Raw genomic sequence first — 19634 nt, forward strand, 5'->3', positions numbered from 1 at the left:
AACCTCTGCGACACCGCCCCGCCGCGACCCTCAACGACAAACGCGGCCTTCACAGAGGCCGCGTTTGTCAATGAAGCGTCGATTTATGTCGCCGAAGGCCGCGTTTGTCGCGGAAGGCCGCGCAGCGGCTACTTCTTCCGGAGAACGGCGAGGAACATGGCGTCGGTGTCGTGGCGGTGCGGCCAGAGCTGGACATGAGGTCCGACGCCGAACACCGACGCGTCGTTGTCGGCGCCTGCGACGAGCGGACGGGCGTCGACCTGCTCGACCGAGTCGTCCGCCGCGAGAACGGCGTCGATGACGGCGGTCGTCTCGGCCGGATGCGGCGAGCACGTCGAGTAGACGACCACTCCGCCCGGCCGGACGAGGCGCAGCGCCTCGGTGACGAGTTCCTTCTGAAGCTCGACGAGCGCCGGAACGTCCTCCGGCGTGCGACGCCAGCGGGCTTCGGGACGACGCCGCAGGGAGCCGAGGCCCGAGCACGGGGCGTCGACGAGCACCCGGTCGTAGCCGGGTTCGAGGCCGGACTCGCGACCGTCTGCGACGTGAACCGTCACGGGCAGTCCGTCGACGACGTTCTCGATGAGCTTCGCGCGGTGGTCGGACACTTCGACGGCGTCCAGGTGTGCACCGTCGAGGTCGGCGAGCGAGCCGAGGAGCGCGGCCTTGCCGCCGGGGCCCGCGCACAGATCGAGCCAGCGTCCCCCGTCCTCTCCGACCCCAGCCCTCGCGGCCGCGACCGCGACGAGTTGGCTGCCCTCGTCCTGGACGCCTGCGAACCCGTCACGGACCGCGTCCAGCGAGCCCGGATCACCTTCGGGCAGGTAGACGCAGTACGGCGAGTACCTGCCTTCGTCTCCCCCGCTGATCAGCGCGAGTTCCTCGGCCGTGATCTGGCCGGGGCGCGCGACGAGATGCACGATCGGGCGGTCGTCGTCGGCGGCGAGAGCCGCCTGCAGTTCGCCGATCGAGCCGAGCGAGTCGGCGAACACGTCAGCGATCCACCTCGGATGCGCGTATGCGAACGCGAGGTGTCCGATCATGTCGTCCGCCATCGACGGAGCGAGTGCGTCGATCCAGAGCTGCTCGTCGCGCTGGCTCACTTTGCGGAGCACCGCGTTGACGAAGCCGGCCTGGCCCGTGCCGTGCTCGGCACGAACGAGATCCACCGACGTCGAGACCGCCGCGTGAGAGCCGATCCGGGTGCGCAGCAGCTGGTAGGCGCCGAGACGCAGCACGTCGAGGAGGTCACCGTCGATGTCAGCGACCGGTCGCCCGGCCGCCGACGCGATCACCGCGTCCAGCAGGCCCAGGCTCCGCGCCGTTCCGTAGGCGAGTTCGGTCGCCAGACCTCGGTCCCGCGGGTCGAGCTTGCTCTCCCGCAGCAGCCGAGGGAGCAGCAGGTTGGCGTACGCGTCGTCCTTCCGGACCGCTCGCAGCACCTTCAGCGCAACCGAACGTGCTCCATCGACCGGCTTGTCGCGAGTCTTCTTGTCGCGGGGTGCGTCCGACCGCTGCCCGCCCCCTCGCTGGGGTCCGCCTCGTTGGAAACCGCCACCGCGTCGAGGATCAGAACCCCGTCCACCACGAGTCATGCCAGGACACCGTTCTCATCGAGGCGCGTACCGCGCGCCCAGTCGGCGGCGTTCATCGCCTTCTTTCCAGGAGCCTGAACCGTCCCGAGCTTCACCGCACCGGAGCCGGTCCCCACGAACACAGCCTTCTTCGTCACGCCCAGTCGCCCGATCTCGAGTCGGTCCGGGATCAGCGGATCGGTGTCGGCGATGGTGACGGGGCCGAGTTTGAGGCGGACGCCGCCGAGCGTCGTCCAGGCACCTGGCGCCGGGGTATGCGCACGGATGGTCCGGTCGACCACGTGCGACGGCAGATCCCATCGGACACGGGCGTCGTCGACGGTGATCTTCGCAGCATGCGACACGCCGTCCGCGTCCTGCGGAACGGGCGAGAGTTCACCTGCCGCGATGCCGTCGACGACTGCCTTCGTCAGGCTCGAACCTGCGGTCGACAGCCGCGTCAACAGATCACCCGAGGTGTCGGTGCTCCGAATGCGTTCGGTGAGCGTTCCGTACACCGGGCCGGTGTCCAGCCCGGCCTCCAGGCCGAACACGCTGGCACCGGTGAACTCGTCGCCGGACGCGATCGACGCCTGGACCGGTGCCGCCCCGCGCCACGCGGGCAGGATCGAGAAGTGCAGGTTCACCCAGCCGTGGACGGGCATGTCGAGCACGTCCTGCGGGATCAGACCACCGTAGGCGACGACGACGCCGAGATCAGGCGCCCACCGACGCAGTGTCTCCGCAACCTCCGGCTCGGACATGCGGCGCGGAGTGATCACCTCGATGCCGTGCTCGTCAGCGACCACACCGACCTCGGACCGGACGCTCTTCCGCCCGCGTCCGGCCGTGGTGTCGGGGCGCGTGATGACCCCGACCACCTCGTGATCGGCCGAGTCGATCAACTCCTGCAGGGTCGGTACAGCCACATCGGGCGTTCCAGCGAAGACGATTCTCATGATCATCCAATCGTAGGCGGATCGATCTGGACTCGGATGCCCGCCGTGTCGTCGTGTCGAGCGTTTCGGATCACCTGAGCCGCGCGCAGGGCGTCGGCCAACGTCCGTCCGACAGCTCGCGGGGTGCGCAGCAGGACTCGTTCGACGTCGCCGGCCCCGTCGAGCCCCGCAGGTCTGCGGACCCCGGCCGGGAGCGGCACGGGTCCGAGTTTCTCGGCACTCGGCGGAAGACTCACAAGATCGCAGAACGCGCTGACCGCTGTCGCCGGGCCGTCGATCGACGCCATCGTGACTGCGGGCGGAAAGCCGAGTTCGTAGCGCTGTTCAAGTTCGAATGCGGCGTAGCCGATCGGATTCCACGAGATCAACGCCTGCACCTGAGCCCCCGAAGAATCGGCGACGATCACGACTCGTCCGCCGTCGTTCCGCGACCGGACGAGAGTGCCGATCGCCATCCAGCCGCGAACGGCCTCCTCCCCGGCACGGAGATCCTCACGATCGAGTTGTGCCCAGGTGTCGAGGATCACCGCGGCACCGTAGCCACCCGGCACCCGTGGTGCTGCTCCGGGCGTCGCAACCACCACACGAGGCCCCTCCGCGATCTCGTCGACGATCTTCGCTCCTCCGGATGTCACGATCGGCACCCCGGCGAACGCCTTCCCCAGTTCTTCCGCGGTCCGCTTGTCGCCGATCATCAGCGCGCGGACTGCCTTGCCGCCGCACGACGGGCAGACGAACCGCAGTTCGGGTCGCCCGCACCACCGACACGCGAGGTCTCCGCGCTCGTTCATGGACACCGGACCGTGGCACACGCGACATCGAGCGTGCTCACGGCACCTGGCGCACGCCACCGACGGAAGGTACCCACGGCGCGGGACGCTGAACAGCACCGGCAGGCCGGCTTGAAGCGCTTTGCGTGCGGCCAGGAAAGCGGTCGCCGGAATGCGGGCAGATCGAGCCAGCGGGTCACCGCCGAGCCGACGGTCGTCGTCGGCGACTCCCTCGATCAACGGCGCCGCGGCACGGATGTCCTGTCGGGATGCGGTCAAGTCGTGAGCCCACCCCGAACTGACGAGCGCTTGCGCTTCGGCGGTCCGTGAATGGCCACCGATGAGCATCGCGGTGCCCGAGGCGTGTGCACGCAGCACTGCCACTTCCCGGGGGTGCGGGTAGGGCGCCCGCGGCTCGTCGAGACTCTGGTCGCCGTCGTCGAAGACCACGGTCAACGCCAGATCGACGACGGGTGCGAACATCGCACTGCGAGTGCCGATCACCACCGACGCCTGCCCGCGCAGCACCGACAACCACCGCCGGTACCTCGCCGACGGGCCCAACCCCGCTGCCAGACTCACACATCGGTCGCCCAGCAGCGGCGTGCACGCGGCCTCCAACCGGTCGAGGTCGCGTTGATCCGGAACGACGACGATGGCTCCTCGACCTGCGGCGGCGACCGCGGTCACCAGTTCGGCGAGCCGAGCCGCCCAGTCGTCACCCGGAAGCACCTGCCACACCGCACGCGGGTGACGATCCTCGATCGTGGCGCGCACAAACGACGCCGACGTCTCGTACGCCGCCCACCCGGCCATGTCGGGTTCGGGAACCGGTGGCGCGCACCCGTGCGCTGGGACGTCCTTCTCGACTCTGGCGTGCCGCGGAGGGATCGCCAGCCGCAGGACGTCCGGCATCGTTCCCGCATACCTGTCGGCGACAGCACGGCACAGCACGGCCAGCTCATCGGTCAACACACGCTCGGGCGACACCACGCGGTCCAACCAGGCGAGCTTTCCCGTGTGCTCGCTGCGCTCCAGGCGTTCGAGCAGGTAGCCGTCGACGAGGCGACCGGCGAACCGCACCCGCACCCGCACGCCGGGTTGTGCCGCCGCATCGGACTTCTCGTCGACCAGGTAGTCGAACGGACGGTCCAGATGAGCCAGCGACAGCATCGGCAGAACGCGAGCAACGGGCCGCTGCAATGCAGCGACCCGTTGATTGCGAGTGTCAGTCGGCGAGGACACCTACAGGCCGGCGGCCTTGCGGAGTTCGTCGACGCGGTTGGTGCGCTCCCAGGGGAGATCGATGTCGGTACGGCCGAAGTGGCCGTACGCGGCGGTCGGTGCGTAGATCGGCTGGAGCAGTTCCAGGTCGCGCACGATGGCGCCCGGACGCAGATCGAAGACCTCGGCGATCGCCTTCTGGATGGTGCTCGGGTCGACCTTCTCGGTGCCGAACGTCTCGACGAACAGGCCGACCGGTGCGGCCTTGCCGATCGCGTAGGCCACCTGGACCTCGATGCGCTTGGCGAGACCCGCCGCGACCGCGTTCTTCGCGACCCAACGCATCGCGTAGGCGGCGCTGCGGTCGACCTTCGACGGATCCTTGCCCGAGAACGCACCGCCACCGTGGCGGGCCATTCCGCCGTAGGTGTCGACGATGATCTTGCGGCCGGTGAGGCCCGCGTCACCCATCGGTCCGCCGAGGACGAAGCTGCCCGTCGGGTTCACCAGCAGGCGCGGATTGCTCGTGTCCAACGCGACGGGGAGGTCGAGCTCGTCGAACACCGGCTGCAGGACGTTGGCACGGATGTCCGGCGCAAGCATGCCGTCGATGTCGATGTCGGCCGCGTGCTGCGTCGACACGACGACGGTGTCGAGACGGACGGGCACGTCGCCCGCATACTCGATGGTGACCTGGGTCTTGCCGTCGGGACGCAGGTACGGGAGCGTGCCGTTCTTGCGGACCTCGGTGAGGCGACGCGACAAGCGGTGTGCCAGCGCGATCGGCAGCGGCATCAGTTCAGGAGTCTCGTCGGTCGCGAAACCGAACATCAGTCCCTGGTCGCCCGCACCCTGGAGATCGAGCTCGTCCGCGCTTTCGCCGGTGCGCGCCTCGTGGGAATCGGTGAGTCCCTGAGCGATCTCCGGCGACTGCGCGCCGATCGCGACGTTCACGCCGCACGATGCTCCGTCGAACCCCTTGGTGGACGAGTCGTAGCCGATGTCGATGATCTTCTCGCGGACGATCGTCGGGATGTCGACGTAGCCGGTCGTGTTGACCTCGCCCGCGACGTGCACCTGGCCGGTGGTGACGAGGGTCTCCACCGCCACCTTGGCCTTCGGGTCCACGGCGAGCAGGGCGTCCAGGATCGAGTCGCTGATCGCGTCGCAGATCTTGTCGGGGTGCCCTTCAGTCACGGACTCGCTGGTGAACAGGCGGGACGCTGAGGCGGTCATCGGTTCCTCTCGGGATGCAATTCTGCAGGGCTGTGCCCCGCACTCTCTTTCGACTGTGCCAGACGCTCGATCAGAGGTCTGAGTCAGCCGCACGCCCACCATTCGGCACGACGGCGGCCACTTCGTCAAGGATTCTGCTCGCCATCAATGTCTTGGACCCGAACGGCAACGCCGTCTCGCGGCCGTCGGCGGTCAGCACCCAGCCGGTGTTGTCCTCCGTGCCGAACGCCTTGCCGTCGCCGACAGCGTTGACGATGAGCAGGTCACAGCCCTTGCGGCGCAGCTTGGCGCGTCCGTGATCGAGGACTCCCCCGTTCTCGTCCCCGGTCTCGGCGGCAAAACCGACAATGAGGGTGGCGGCGGGAATCACACCGTCGTTCCGCGCCCGGACGAGGCCGGCGAGGATGTCGGGATTCTCGGCGAGGGTGATGGGTGCCGGTCCGTCCGCGCCCTTCTTGATCTTCGAGCCGGCGACACTGATCGGCCGGAAGTCGGCGACTGCGGCCGCCATGATCACCACATCCGCGTCGACAGCCCTGGCCTGCATCTCACGTTCCAGTTCGACCGCGGAGTCGATGTGGACCACGTCTACGGCGGCGGGCTCGCCTGGATTGCTGGTGGCACCTGCGACGAGAGTGACGTGCGCACCCCGCTGCGCCGCAGCCCGGGCGAGCGCATAGCCCTGCTTGCCGGAACTGTGGTTGCCGAGATATCGAACGGGATCGAGCGGCTCTCGGGTGCCTCCTGCGCTGACGAGCACCCGGCGGCCTGCGAGGTCGTACGGGAGCGCATCGGCGCGGTCGAGCAGGAGATCCCCGAGCAGACCGATCTCGGTGGGCTCGGGAAGGCGGCCTGCGCCGGTGTCGGCGCCGGTGAGACGACCGCTCGCCGGTGTCATGACGGTGACTCCACGCTCTCGCAGTGTCGCCACATTCGCCACTGTCGCCGGATGCTCCCACATCTCGGTGTGCATCGCCGGAACGAACATCACCGGGCAGGTGGCTGTCAGCAGCGACGCTGTCAGCAGATCGTCGGCGCGGCCTGCGACTGCCCTCGACATCAGGTCGGCGGTGGCCGGAGCCACGATCACGAGGTCGGCGTTGCGACCGAGCGCCACGTGAGCGACTTCGTCGACGTCGTCGAACACCTCGGTGCTCACCGGGTTGCCGGACAGCGCCTCGAACGTCGCCTTGCCGACGAAGTTCAGCGCAGCACGTGTGGGAATCACCCGGACGTCGTGTCCGGCCTCGGTGAAGTGCCGGATGACCGAACACACCTTGTAGGCGGCGATCCCCCCGCCCACCCCGATCAGGATGTGCGACACGTGGCGGCTACTCGCCTTCGGTGTGCTCGAGCAGGTCGGAGTGGATCTCACGCATCGCGATCGAGAGCGGCTTCTCCTGGACGCCCGGCTCCACCAGCGGACCGACGTACTCGAGGATGCCCTCTGCGAGCTGGTTGTAGTAGTCGTTGATCTGACGCGCACGCTTGGCCGCGTAGATGACCAGGGCGTACTTCGACGAGGTGCGCTCGAGCAGTTCGTCGATCGGCGGGTTGGTGATGCCCAGCGGCGTGTCGTAGACGGGCTCGTCGACGACGGTCGGATCGATGTCTGTCTGAGTGCTCAAAACTTCTCCTGCGCAGTATTGTGTGCCGGCCGCGATTCGCTGCGTGGCCCGACCAGCAAGTTTAGCAATTCTTCGGCCGAGGTGTCGACATCGTGGTTCACCACGACGTGTCGGAACTCGTCACGGGCCGCCATCTCGACACGCGCGGTCTCCAATCTGCGGGCGATGACGTCGTCGTTCTCGGTGCCCCGGCCCGTGAGACGAGCGACGAGCTCGTCCCAACTCGGCGGTGCGAGGAACACCGTGATCGCTTCGGGCAGATGCTCCCGAACGTTCCGTGCGCCGACCAGGTCCACCTCGACCAGTACCGGGAGGCCTGCGTTCAGCGCTTCCTCGACCGGTGCGGCCGGAGTGCCCGAGCGTTGGATTCCGCCGTGGATGTCCGCCCATTCCAACATCTCGTCGGCGTCGATCATCTTGTCGAACGCCTCGCGGGTCACGAAGTAGTAATCGCGTCCGTCCACTTCGCCCGGACGGGGGTCGCGTGTCGTCGCGGAGACGCTGAAGTACAGGTCGGGCAACAGTTCACGGAGTCTACGGACGACGGTCGACTTACCAACGGCCGAGGGGCCGACCAGTACAACCAGTCGGCCCCTCGGACGGGTTCTAGATTCAGGCACGCTCAGGAGCTGAACTTCTCGAGCAGAGCCTTGCGCTGACGATCGCCGAGGCCGCGCAGACGGCGGGTCGGAGCGATCTCCAGCTCGGTCATGATCTCCTGCGCCTTGACCTTGCCGACCTTCGGCAGGGCCTCGAGGAGAGCCGAGACCTTCATCTTGCCCAGGATCTCGTCGTTCTCAGCGTCCGCGAGGACCTGCTTGAGGTCGGTGCCGCCTCGCTTCAGACGCTCCTTGAGCTCGGCACGCACACGGCGAGCCTGGGCCGCCTTCTCAAGCGCGGCAGCGCGCTGCTCATCAGTCAACTGGGGAAGAGCCACGGTTCCTCCGTCTTTCGTTTTCGACAGTTCGGGTTGTCCACGTGACGCTATCAGCGTCTCGTGGTGGTTCGCCGTAGGGCTGTGAAGACCCCCGGCGATCACAACGAGCGTAACGCTCGCCGCTGAGACCAGCCCAAACGGTACCCCGCTGACCGGCGAGTCCGCATCAACCACCCCGGGCGCGCCGCCAAATGAGGGACTTTAGTAGCGTGCCTGCCATGTTCAGCGACCTGCGCACCATCGCGCGTGTACTCCGCGACGACTTCGCCCCACGCACCGCATCAGAGTCGGTGGTCGTCGTCGACCGCCCACACGGACGTCTCCGCAGGTACGGGACGGCGCAGCAGCTCGACGATGCACGCGCGGCAGGCACTGTTCCGGTGGTTCTCGTGCCGCCGCTGGCGGTTCCGGCGAGCTGCTACGACCTCGCGCCCGGAGCGTTCCCGGCGAACTCCGTCGTCGAGTTCCTGCTGTCGACGGGAACAATTCCGTACGTCGTCGACTTCGGCGACGTCGGTTACGCAGATCGCCATCTCGGCTTCGACGACTACTTCGACACATTCGTTCCGCGGGCGATCGCGGACGCCGTCGACGACTTCCGAGCCGGTCCGGACGCCGTCGACCTCATGGGGTGGAGTCTCGGCGGAACGGTGTCGATCCTGACGGCCGCCTACCGCAAGGAGCTGCCCATCCGGTCGGTGATCACCGTCGGCACTCCCCTGAACTACATGAAGATGCCGATGTACTCGGCGGTCCGGAAGCTCCTGCGCCTCGTCGGCGGGCAACCACTCGGCGCAATCGCGCGCGCTATCGGAGGCATTCCGGCGCCGTTGGTCCAGCTGTCGTACCGAGCGACGAGCTGGCAGCGTGAACTCCGCAAACCGAAGTACATTCTGGACAACATCGATGACCATGACGCGCTCATCCGGATGCAGGTGATCGACCGTTTCCAGGACTCTATGCCCGGCTACCCCGGACGACTCACCGAACAGATGCTGGTGAACCTCGTCATTCGGAACGAGATCGGCGAAGGCGTGCTTCACCTGGGCGGACACACGGTGGACGTCCGTACGCTCACCGCTCCCGTGTTCACGGTCGGCTCGCACCGGGACGCCATCGTGAGCCACGCAGCAGCAGCGTACGGTCAGGAACTCCTGACAGGCTCGGCGCACGTCGAGTTCCACACAGTTGAATCGAGTCACCTCGGCCTGCTGACCGGACCCGACGCGGCAGCCCACACGTGGCCTGCCATCGCCGCCTTCCGCGCGAGCCTCTGACGCGGTTTTGATTGCGGGTGCGGGCCTTTCGACTCGCAAACTCGCTCAAGACCCGCGAAGCGAGTCGAAAGGTCAGGACAGCGCGTTCTCGATCTCGTCGCGAGTCGCTTCGACTGCGGCGCGGAGCGCGGCCGAGTCGGGACCCGAACGGAGGATGCTGCGGCTCGCCGCGGGCAGCAGCCAGGAGAGGTCGGCTCCCTCGAAGATGCGCGCGAGGTCGGCCGCAGTGGCTCCCTGTGCACCGAGGCCGGGCGAGAGGATCGCTCCCCCGAGCGACGCGAGGTCCAGACCGTGCTCACGCGTGGCGCCCACGACCACACCGATGGTCCCCGGCGATGCGGCGTTCACCTCGGCAGCGGCGTCGACGATCGACTGAGCGACAGTTCCGCCGGTCTCGACGGTCGACTGCTGGAGTCCCCCGCCTTCCGGGTTCGACGTCCTGGCCAGTACGAACAGTCCCCGATCCGCGTCGCGCGCGGCCGTGACCGCCGGGGCGAGCGAACCGAAGCCGAGGTACGGAGACACGGTGACGGCGTCACTGCACAGCGGCGACGCGTCGTCGAGCCAGGCCGTCGTGTACGCGGCCATCGTGGAGCCGATGTCACCGCGCTTGGCGTCGGACAGCACGATCGCACCGGCCTCGCGGCACCCCGCGATCGTCTCCTCGAGCACGGCGAATCCAGCCGAGCCGAACTGCTCGAAGAACGCCACCTGCGGCTTCACGACCGCGGCGACCGGCGCGATGCCCTCGACGCACGCCTGCGCGAACGATCGGAGCCCGTCGACCGACACCGGCAGTCCCCACTCGGTGAGCAGTGCCGCGTGCGGGTCGATGCCCGCGCACAGCCTGCCCCGAGCGGCGACCGCGTCGGCGTACCGCGGGCCGAAACTCACGCTCCGGCCCGCATCTCGGCGTGACGGCGCTGTAGCGACTGCACGCCCATCGTCTCGCCCAGTGCAGCTTCGATGCCCTGGACCGCGGCGCCTGCGCCCGAGACCGTCGTGATGCACGGGACCGAGGCGCCGATGGCGGCGGCGCGGATCTCGTAACCGTCGACGCGCGGTCCGGACGTGCCGTACGGCGTGTTGATGATCATGTCGACGTTGTGGTCCTTGATCTCGTCGACCACCGTCCGCTTGCCTTCGGCCGCTTCGGCGCCCTTGGCGACCGTGACCACCTCGATGCCGTTGCGGCGCAACACGTCTGCGGTGCCCGACGTCGCCATGATCGTGAACCCGAGATCCGCCAGGCGCTTGATCGGGAAGAGGATCGACGCCTTGTCCCGATCGGCGACGGACACGAAGACGGTCCCGCTGGTCGGCAGCGCACCGCCTGCGGCCTCCTGCGACTTCGCGAACGCACGACCGAAGTCGCTGTCGAAGCCCATGACCTCGCCGGTCGACTTCATCTCCGGGCTGAGCAGCGAATCGACTCCGGTGCCGTCGGCACGACGGAACCGGTTGAACGGCAGCACGGCTTCCTTGACGGCGACCGGAGCGTTCGACGGCAACGCCGACCCGTCGCCGTCCGCGGGCAGGATGCCCTCGGCGCGCAGTTCTGCGATCGAGCGTCCGAGCATCACGCGGGCACATGCCTTGGCGAGCGGCACCGCGGTCGCCTTCGAGACGAACGGCACCGTGCGGCTTGCGCGCGGGTTGGCCTCGAGGACATACAGCTTGCCGTCGGCCAGCGCGTACTGGACGTTCAGCAGTCCGCGGACACCGATCCCCTTCGCCAATGCGAGCGTCGAACGGCGGACCTCGTCGATCTGAGCGGCGCCGAGGGTGATCGGCGGCAGAGCACACGCCGAGTCGCCGGAGTGGATGCCTGCCTCCTCGATGTGCTCCATGACGCCGCCGATGTACATCTCGGTTCCGTCGAACAGCGCGTCGACGTCGATCTCGACGGCGCCCTCGAGGAAGCGGTCCACGAGGACCGGACGGTCGTCGGAGATCTCCGTGGCACGCGAGATGTAGTCGGCGAGCGCCTGCTCGTCGTACACGATCTCCATGCCGCGACCGCCGAGCACGTACGACGGGCGGACGAGCACCGGGTAGCCGATGCCTGCCGCGATGTCACGCGCGCCGTCGAAGGTGGTCGCGGTGCCGAACTTCGGGGCGGGCAGACCCGCGTCGACGAGCACCTTGCCGAACTCGCCACGATCTTCGGCGAGGTCGATCGCTTCCGGGCTGGTGCCGACGATCGGGACCCCCGCGGCCTGCAGCCGCGCGGCGAGACCGAGCGGCGTCTGACCGCCGAGCTGGACGATGACGCCCGCGACGGTCCCCGACTCCGACTCCGCGTGGAACACTTCGAGGACGTCCTCGAAGGTCAGCGGCTCGAAGTAGAGACGGTCCGCGGTGTCGTAGTCGGTGGAGACCGTCTCCGGGTTGCAGTTGACCATCACCGTCTCGTAGCCGGCCTCGCTGAGGGTGAGCGCGGCGTGGACGCACGAGTAGTCGAACTCGATGCCCTGACCGATGCGGTTCGGGCCCGAACCGAGGATCAGCACCTTGGGCCGCTCGGTCTGCGGGGCGACCTCGCTTGTCGCTGCCGGGTCGAGTTCGTAGCTGCTGTAGTGGTACGGCGTCTTCGCCTCGAACTCTGCGGCACAGGTGTCGACAGTCTTGTACACCGGGCGGACACCGAGGCCCACGCGGTGCGCACGCACCGCGTCCTCGTCGACGAGCACCGTGTCGCCGCCTGCGACGCGCAGCGCGGCGATCTGCCGGTCGGACAGTCCCGTCGTCTTCGCCAGACGCAGGAGGTCCTCGTCGAGCGTCGCCGCGTCGCGCACCTCGTGGCCCACTTCGCGGACGCCGTCGATCTCGGCGAGGAACCACGGATCGATCGCGGTGACCTCGTACAGCTTCTCGATGCTCACACCGGCTTCGAGCGCCAGCATCAGCTTCAGCATGCGGCCGTCGCGCGCCACGGCGATGTCGGCGAGCAGTGCGTCGACGTCGAGCGTCGCCGGGTCGGGCCGGTCGGCCTCGGTCCAGAAGCCTGCGGCCTTGGTCTCCAGCGAGCGCATCACCTTGCCGAACGCCTCGGCGAAGCTGCGACCGAGGCTCATCGCCTCGCCGACGGACTTCATCGTGGTGGTGAGTGTGTCGTCGGCGCCGGGGAACTTCTCGAATGCGAAGCGCGGCGCCTTGACGACCACGTAGTCGAGCGACGGCTCGAACGCGGCGGGCGTCACCTTGGTGATGTCATTGGTGATCTCGTCGAGCGAATACCCGATGGCGAGCTTCGCCGCCATCTTCGCGATCGGGTAGCCGGTGGCCTTCGATGCGAGAGCCGACGACCGCGAGACGCGGGGATTCATCTCGATGACGACAAGACGACCGTCGACGGGGTTCTGCGCGAACTGGATGTTGCAGCCGCCGGTGTCGACGCCGACCTCCCTGAGGATGTCGATCGAGAGGTCGCGCATGATCTGGTACTCGACGTCGGTGAGGGTCATCGCCGGCGCGACCGTCACGGAGTCACCGGTGTGGACACCGACAGGGTCGACGTTCTCGATGGAGCAGATGACGACGACGTTGTCCTTGTTGTCGCGCATCAGCTCGAGCTCGTACTCCTTCCACCCGAGGATCGACTCCTCGATGAGCACGTTGGCCGTCGGGGACGCGGCGAGGCCGCCGCCCGCGATCCGGTCGAGGTCGGCGTCGTTGTACGCCATGCCCGAGCCGAGTCCGCCCATGGTGAACGACGGGCGCACGACGACGGGGAACCCGAGGTCGTCGACGGTCTTGCGGACCTCGTCCATCGTGAAGCACACGGCCGAACGAGCGCTCTCGCCGCCGACCTTGGTCACGATGTCCTTGAACATCTGACGATCCTCACCGCGCTGGATGGCGTCGAAGTCGGCGCCGATCAGCTCGATGTCGTACTTCGCGAGAATGCCCTTCTCGTGCAGCCCGACGGCGGCGTTGAGCGCGGTCTGACCGCCGAGGGTCGCCAGGACTGCGTCGATGGGATGACCGGCGGCGGCCTCGGTCTGGATGACCTTCTCGATGTATTCGGGGCTGATCGGCTCCACGTAGGTCGCGTCGGCGAACTCGGGGTCGGTCATGATCGTCGCGGGGTTCGAGTTGACCAGCGACACCCGCAGGCCCTCGGCCTTGAGGACGCGGCATGCCTGGGTGCCCGAGTAGTCGAACTCGCAGGCCTGGCCGATGACGATCGGGCCGGACCCGATCACCAGGACGTGGGAGATGTCTGTACGGCGGGGCATCAGGAACGGGTCCCTTCCATGGTGGAGACGAACTTGTCGAAGAGGTTTGCTGCGTCGTGCGGGCCGGACGCGGCTTCGGGGTGGTACTGGACGGAGAAGGCCTGACCGGAGATCAGCTCGACGCCCTCGACGACACCGTCGTTGGCGCAGACGTGCGAGACTCGGGCGCGGCCAAACGCCGTGTCGAACTCCTCGCCCGCCTCACCGGCGATGGCGAACCCGTGGTTCTGCGAGGTGATGGCGACTCGTCCGGTGACGGTGTCGAGCACCGGGATGTTGATGCCCCGGTGACCGAACTTGAGCTTGTAGGTGTCGCGGCCGAATGCGCGACCCATGATCTGGTTGCCGAAGCAGATGCCGAACGTCGGCAGACCGGAGTCGATGACTTCGCTGGTCAGAGCCACCGCGGCGTCGGCGGTCGCCGGGTCGCCCGGACCGTTGGACAGGAAGAATCCGTCCGGGTTCACCGAGCGGATGTCGGCGAGAGTGGCGTTCGACGGCAGGACGTGGACTTCGACGCCGCGCGCCGCGAGCATGCGCGGCGTGTTCGCCTTGATGCCCATGTCGAGCGCGGCGACACGCAGCTTGGCCTGCCCGCCTGCGGCTTCGACCACATACGGTTCGGTGGTGCTGACCTCTGCTGCCAGGTCCGCGCCGGCCATCGACGGCTGCGCCCGCACCGCGTCGAGCATCTCGTCGACCGATCGGAGCGCGTCGCCGGAGAAGATTCCCGCGCGCATCGAGCCGGTGTCGCGGAGCACCCGGACCACGGCGCGGGTGTCGATACCGGAGATGGACACGACGCCCTGGTCGGCGAGTTCACCTTCGAGGGTCGAACCCGCGCGCCAGTTGGAGACGCGGCGCGTGGGGTTGCGCACGGCGTAGCCCGCGACCCAGATCTTGCCCGGATCGTCATGGTCGATGAAGTCCGCCGACCAGCGCACCGCGGACCGCTTGCCGAGCAGGCTCTCGCTGTCCTCGGTGTTCCAGCCGGTGTTGCCGATCTGCGGAGCTGTGGCCACCACGATCTGCCGGTGGTAGCTGGGGTCGGTGAGCGTCTCCTGGTATCCCGTCATCGCGGTGCAGAACACCGCTTCGCCCAGGGTCTCGCCGGTCGCACCGTAGGCGCGCCCGGTGTAGACCTGGCCGTTCTCCAGCACCAGTACTGCTTTGCTCATCTCTTACGAATCCTTCTTCTCAGGTGCCGGCGTGGTCTCGGTGTTCTCGAAGGCCTCGAACGCCTTCTCATTCAGGTCTGCGTACGCGGACGTCCAGTCCGGGTAGACGGTCTTGTCGTCGCCGCGGAGCCCGGAGTCGATCTCGACTCCCGACGGCAGCGCCCAGCGGATCACGAGCACACCGTCGCGGCTCATCACCTTCCCGGCCAGGCCGTTCTCGGTGCGGACTGCGACGAGAGAGTCCCGCGGAATCCAGATCTCCGACGCGCCCTGGCGGGTCAGCAACAGTCCGTCGTTGTACTCGGTCAGCTCGGCCGACGCGCGGTCGCCCTTGTCGCCGACGGCGACGCGGTTCTGCCAACTCGGCGACACCGTGCTCCCGACGTACAGACCGGTGTGCGGGCCGCGGATCGGATCACCGAGGTCGGTCGGTGTCTCCGGGAACGCGCCCAGTTCGTCGATCTGACGGTTGCCGCGCTTGCGCCATCCGCGCAACGCCAACGTCACAAGCGTCAGCCAGATCGCGAGCGCGCCGAGTGCGATCAGCAGGTAATAGAGCCAGTTCGTCACAGCCACCCCTCGACTTCGCTCGGGGATCCGGCGGCGCGGCGCGCGGTGACACGTCCTCGAAGGAAGGTCGCCTCGACGGTGCCGGGCAGAGTCATCGTCTCGTACGGCGTGTTCGCCGACTTGCTGGCGAGGTCGTCGCTGCTCACGGTCCACGACGAGTCCGGGTCGATGATCGTGAGGTTGGCCGGCTCGCCGACCGCGATCGGGCGTCCCTGATCGTCCAGTCCGACGATCTCGGCGGGGCGTTCGCTCATCACTCGGGCCACTCCGCGCCAATCGAGCAGACCGGTGCGCAGCATCGTCTCGACGACGATCGAGACCGCGGTCTCGAGTCCGAGCATCCCCGGCCGGGCCTGGGAGAACTCGCAACACTTCTCTTGTGAGGCGTGAGGTGCGTGGTCCGTGGCGACGCAGTCGACGATGCCGTCGGCCAGCGCCTGACGCAGGGCGAGCTTGTCACGCTCCTCACGAAGCGGCGGGTTCACACGATTGACGCCGTCGTAGGTCTCCAGCCGCGAGTCGTCGAGCAGCAGGTGATGCGGGGTCACCTCCGCGGTGACGTCGATCCCCTGGCTGCGAGCCCATCGAAGAAGTTCGACGGTGCCTTCGGTGGACGCGTGGGCGATGTGGACACGCGCGCCCGCGTCACGGGCCAGGAGCGCGTCGCGGACCACGATCGACTCCTCTGCGGCGCGCGGCCAGCCTGCCAAGCCGAGGCGTGCGGCAGTCGGGCCGTCGTGCGCGACTGCGCCCTCGGTGAGGCGCGGGTCTTCGGAGTGCTGGGAGATCAGGACGCCGAGTCCGGTCGAGTACTCGAGAGCGCGTTTCATGATCACCGGATCGTGGACGCACTTGCCGTCGTCGCTGAACAGGCGGACCTTGGCGGCGCCGGAGGCCATCATGCCCATCTCGGCGAGTTGTTCGCCCGCCAGGCCGACGGTGACCGCACCGACCGGGTGGACGTCGACGAGGCCGACTTCCTGACCGAGGCGCCACACCAGATCCGTGATCGAGGAGTTGTCCGCGACGGGAGCGGTGTTGGCCATCGCGAACACTGCGGTGTAGCCGCCGCGGGCGGCGGCCCGTGATCCGGACTCGACGGTCTCGGTGTCTTCTCGGCCCGGCTCACGCAGGTGAGTGTGCAGGTCGACGAAGCCGGGCAGCAGGACCCCTCCGCGCCCGTCGACGGTCTCCGCACCGTCGGGTGCGGTGAGACCGGAGCCGATCTCGGTGATCTCGCCGTCGACGACGGCGACATCGACGGGCTCGCCGTCACCGTAGGGTCGAACGTTGGTGATCAGGACCGATCCGGTGGCGGTCACGACTGCTCTCCTGACGTGGTGATCGTAGTGTGGTGCGACGGCTGTTCGTCGGCGCTCGCGAGGAGGCGGAAGAGGACCGCCATCCGGACGTGCACACCGTTGCGAACCTGTTCGAGGACGGTGGCCTGCGGGGTGTCGGCGACGTCGAAGCCGATCTCCATGCCGCGGAGCATCGGGCCCGGGTGCAGTAGCACCGCGTCGTCGCGAAGCATCGAGCGTCGGTTGTCCGACAGTCCGTAGCGGACCGAGTACTCGCGGGAGCTCGGGAAGAAGCCGCCGTTCATGCGTTCGGCCTGGACCCGCAGCATCATCACCGCGTCGGCGGCAGGCAGTTCCGCGTCGAGGTCGGTGGCGACGCGGACCGGCCAGGTCTGCACCCCTGTCGGCAGCAGGGTGGGCGGCGCGACGAGCACGACTTCGGCGCCGAGAGTCGACAACAGCAGCGCGTTCGACCGTGCGACACGGGAGTGCAGGATGTCACCGACGATCAGGATCCTGCGTCCGTCCAGGCCCCCGAGACGCTGACGGATCGTGTAGGCGTCGAGCAGCGCCTGTGTCGGGTGCTCGTGCATGCCGTCGCCCGCGTTGATCACGCTCGGTCCAGTACTGGGGACTCCGAGGATGTCGCTGCCGTCGTTGGTCCAGCGGGCGATCTGCGCTGCCGATCCCGATGCCGGATGTCGGACGATGAGTGCGTCTGCGCCGAGCGCACGCAGAGTCTTGGCGGTGTCGCGGAGGGACTCCCCCTTGTTGACCGACGAGCTGGACGCGCTGACGTTGATGACGTCGGCGCTCATCCACTTGCCGGCCACCTCGAAGGAGACGCGGGTGCGGGTGGAGTTCTCGTAGAACATCGTCATCACTGTGCGACCGCGCAATGTGGGGAGCTTGCGCACCTCGCGTCCGGCGAGGGCCTGTTCGAAGCGCTGCGCCTCGTCGAGGATGTCGATCGCATCGTCTCGCGACAGATCGGCGGTGGAGAGGAGGTGCTTCATCGCAGCACCACCTCGTCGAGCCCGTCGTGCTCGGCGAGATGCACCTGTACGTCTTCGTCACGTGAGGTGGGGATGTTCTTTCCGACGTAGTCGGCGCGGAGCGGCAGTTCACGGTGTCCGCGGTCGACCAGAACGGCCAGCTGAACGGCCGCGGGCCGACCGAGGTCGCGGAGTGCGTCGAGGGCTGCGCGGACCGTCCGCCCGGAGAACAGGACGTCGTCGACGAGGATCACGAGCGCCCCGTCGACACCGCCTTCGGGCACCAGCGTGCGCTCGAGCGGGCGGTGTGGTTTGTCTCGGAGATCATCGCGGTACAGCGTGATGTCCAGGTAGCCGGTCTCCACGGTCACTCCGGAGAACTCGGCGATCTTGCCTGCGAGGCGCTGCGCGAGGCTGGTGCCGCGGGTGGGGATGCCGATCAGCAGCACTCGGCGTGAACCGACTGCGTCGAGGGCGGTCTTCTCTATGACTTGATGAGCCATTCGCGCCACCGTGCGTCCGACGTCTGATGCGTCGAGCAGGACACGGGGCTGCCCCTTCTCCGGGGTGTGGGCATCATCGACCGGCGGAACCAAGCCGACCTCCTTCTCCGCCTCACTGGACGGGTCGTTAAAGGATTTTCGCTTGAGAGGTAGTCTACTCCGCTGCTGCGGCGGCGCGGACTTGAGGTGCGAGTTCGGCGATACGGCCGAGCACGCCGTTGACGAATGCGGGCGACTCGTCGGTGGAGAGCTCCTTGGCGAGCGTGACCGCCTCGTCGAGAACAACGTGGATGTCGACCTCGTTGGAGTACAGCAGCTCCCAGACCGCGAGACGCAGGATTGCACGATCGACTGCCGGAAGGCGGTGCAGCTTCCAGTTGTCCAAGTGCGAGGAGATCACCGCGTCGATCTGACTCGCGTCGGCGGCGACACCCTCGACGAGAGTAACGGTGTACCCGGTCATCTCGCCGACGGCGTCGTGCTCGGCGAACCATGCGCGGCGGTCGGCGACCACCTGGGTGGCGGGGACCTCTTTGGCCTCCGCTTCGAACAGGATGTCCACCGCACGCGCACGCATGCGGTGGCGGCCTTTTGCTTCAGTCACGCTTCGACTCGCTTTGCTCGCTCACTAACCAGCTGTTCAGTACTCGCCGATCAGCTGTTGACGCGGCCGAGGTAATTGCCGTCGCGCGAATCGATCTTCAGCTTGTCGCCGGTGTTGATGAAGAGCGGGACCTGGACCTCGGCGCCGGTCTCCAGCGTGGCGGGCTTGGTGCCTCCGGTGGAGCGATCGCCCTGCAGACCGGGGTCGGTCTGCGAAACGACGAGTTCGACGGTGACGGGCAACTCGACGAACAGCGGCGCGCCCTCGTGGGTCGCGACCTGCACGGTCATGTTCTCGAGGAGGAAACGTGCACCGTCGCCGACGGTTTCCGGCGTGATGTTGATCTGGTCGTACGTCTCGCCGTCCATGAAGACGAAATCGTCACCGTCGTTGTACAGGTACGTCATGTCGCGGCGGTCGACGGTCGCGGTCTCGACCTTGACACCCGCGTTGAACGTCTTGTCGACGCCCTTTCCCGTGAGCACGTTCTTGATCTTGGTGCGCACGAAAGCCGGCCCCTTGCCGGGCTTCACGTGCTGGAACTCCAGGATCTGCCAGAGCTGGTCGTCCATCTTGAGGACGAGTCCGTTCTTGAAGTCGGCGGTCGTCGCCATGAATGTTCTCCTCGCGGTTCGCC

At 67.7% G+C, this 19634-nt stretch carries 18 protein-coding genes; 1 reads left to right on the plus strand and 17 read right to left on the minus strand.

All coding sequences use genetic code 11. The features are described from left to right. Positions 1 to 128: 128 nt before the first annotated feature. The 8 genes from GM1_RS08115 to mihF form a co-directional block, all read right to left on the minus strand. Positions 129 to 1595: an RsmB/NOP family class I SAM-dependent RNA methyltransferase gene (locus GM1_RS08115; protein ID WP_008377944.1), complete on the minus strand. Its 1467-nt coding sequence runs from the start codon at positions 1593 to 1595 to the stop codon at positions 129 to 131. Continuing rightward, positions 1592 to 2533 (minus strand): methionyl-tRNA formyltransferase, encoded by a 942-nt coding sequence (gene fmt / locus GM1_RS08120; protein WP_040519730.1) that lies wholly within the window; start codon positions 2531 to 2533, stop codon positions 1592 to 1594. Before fmt ends, GM1_RS08115 begins: the two co-directional genes overlap by 4 nt. A 2-nt stretch (positions 2534 to 2535) precedes the next feature. After that, positions 2536 to 4476, minus strand: a complete 1941-nt coding sequence (locus GM1_RS08125; RefSeq protein WP_008377948.1) for a primosomal protein N' — start codon at positions 4474 to 4476, stop codon at positions 2536 to 2538. A gap of 72 nt (positions 4477 to 4548) precedes the next feature. After that, complete coding sequence (metK, locus tag GM1_RS08130; RefSeq protein ID WP_008377950.1) at positions 4549 to 5763, minus strand: methionine adenosyltransferase; 1215 nt, start codon at positions 5761 to 5763, stop codon at positions 4549 to 4551. Between the two features lie 70 nt (positions 5764 to 5833). Continuing rightward, a complete protein-coding gene (gene coaBC / locus GM1_RS08135) occupies positions 5834 to 7087 on the minus strand; it encodes a bifunctional phosphopantothenoylcysteine decarboxylase/phosphopantothenate--cysteine ligase CoaBC (protein WP_008377951.1) in 1254 nt (417 codons plus the stop codon). A 7-nt stretch (positions 7088 to 7094) separates the two neighbouring features. After that, the gene (gene rpoZ, locus GM1_RS08140; protein ID WP_008377952.1) at positions 7095 to 7391 is read right to left on the minus strand and encodes a DNA-directed RNA polymerase subunit omega; all 297 of its coding nucleotides are present in this window, start codon (positions 7389 to 7391) and stop codon (positions 7095 to 7097) included. Further along, on the minus strand, positions 7388 to 8011 hold the full coding sequence (gene gmk / locus GM1_RS08145) for a guanylate kinase (protein WP_008377954.1): 624 nt from the start codon (positions 8009 to 8011) through the stop codon (positions 7388 to 7390). Before gmk ends, rpoZ begins: the two co-directional genes overlap by 4 nt. Before the next feature lie 2 nt (positions 8012 to 8013). Beyond that, complete coding sequence (mihF, locus tag GM1_RS08150) at positions 8014 to 8328, minus strand: integration host factor, actinobacterial type (RefSeq protein ID WP_008377956.1); 315 nt, start codon at positions 8326 to 8328, stop codon at positions 8014 to 8016. A gap of 218 nt (positions 8329 to 8546) precedes the next feature. On the opposite strand from mihF, the gene GM1_RS08155 reads away from it, so the two are divergent. Further along, positions 8547 to 9605, plus strand: a complete 1059-nt coding sequence (locus GM1_RS08155) for a polyhydroxyalkanoate synthase family protein (RefSeq protein ID WP_008377958.1) — start codon at positions 8547 to 8549, stop codon at positions 9603 to 9605. Between the two features lie 72 nt (positions 9606 to 9677). Here the strand turns inward: GM1_RS08155 and pyrF are convergent, their stop codons facing one another. From pyrF to efp, 9 genes are all read right to left on the minus strand, one after another. Then, positions 9678 to 10499, minus strand: coding sequence for an orotidine-5'-phosphate decarboxylase (pyrF, locus tag GM1_RS08160; RefSeq protein ID WP_008377959.1), 822 nt, complete (start codon positions 10497 to 10499; stop codon positions 9678 to 9680). Then, entirely contained in the window at positions 10496 to 13846 is a 3351-nt protein-coding gene (gene carB / locus GM1_RS08165) for a carbamoyl-phosphate synthase large subunit (protein WP_008377961.1), read from the minus strand. The genes pyrF and carB overlap by 4 nt, the downstream gene beginning before the upstream one ends. Further along, positions 13846 to 15024 carry a glutamine-hydrolyzing carbamoyl-phosphate synthase small subunit gene (carA, locus tag GM1_RS08170; RefSeq protein WP_008377963.1) on the minus strand — a complete coding sequence of 393 codons (1179 nt, stop codon included), beginning with the start codon at positions 15022 to 15024 and terminating at the stop codon, positions 13846 to 13848. Before carA ends, carB begins: the two co-directional genes overlap by 1 nt. Before the next feature lie 3 nt (positions 15025 to 15027). Next, positions 15028 to 15594, minus strand: coding sequence for a PH-like domain-containing protein (locus GM1_RS08175; protein ID WP_008377964.1), 567 nt, complete (start codon positions 15592 to 15594; stop codon positions 15028 to 15030). Next, positions 15591 to 16916: a dihydroorotase gene (locus GM1_RS08180; protein WP_008377966.1), complete on the minus strand. Its 1326-nt coding sequence runs from the start codon at positions 16914 to 16916 to the stop codon at positions 15591 to 15593. The genes GM1_RS08175 and GM1_RS08180 overlap by 4 nt, the downstream gene beginning before the upstream one ends. Next, positions 16913 to 17911, minus strand: a complete 999-nt coding sequence (locus GM1_RS08185; protein ID WP_008377967.1) for an aspartate carbamoyltransferase catalytic subunit — start codon at positions 17909 to 17911, stop codon at positions 16913 to 16915. Before GM1_RS08185 ends, GM1_RS08180 begins: the two co-directional genes overlap by 4 nt. Next, complete coding sequence (gene pyrR / locus GM1_RS08190; RefSeq protein WP_008377969.1) at positions 17908 to 18486, minus strand: bifunctional pyr operon transcriptional regulator/uracil phosphoribosyltransferase PyrR; 579 nt, start codon at positions 18484 to 18486, stop codon at positions 17908 to 17910. The genes GM1_RS08185 and pyrR overlap by 4 nt, the downstream gene beginning before the upstream one ends. Before the next feature lie 61 nt (positions 18487 to 18547). Further along, on the minus strand, positions 18548 to 18997 hold the full coding sequence (gene nusB, locus GM1_RS08195; RefSeq protein WP_373278338.1) for a transcription antitermination factor NusB: 450 nt from the start codon (positions 18995 to 18997) through the stop codon (positions 18548 to 18550). Between the two features lie 50 nt (positions 18998 to 19047). Beyond that, positions 19048 to 19611, minus strand: a complete 564-nt coding sequence (gene efp / locus GM1_RS08200) for an elongation factor P (protein WP_008377973.1) — start codon at positions 19609 to 19611, stop codon at positions 19048 to 19050. Positions 19612 to 19634 lie beyond the last annotated feature (23 nt).

Source organism: Gordonia malaquae NBRC 108250, from assembly GCF_000344135.1.
Lineage (GTDB): Bacteria > Actinomycetota > Actinomycetes > Mycobacteriales > Mycobacteriaceae > Gordonia > Gordonia malaquae.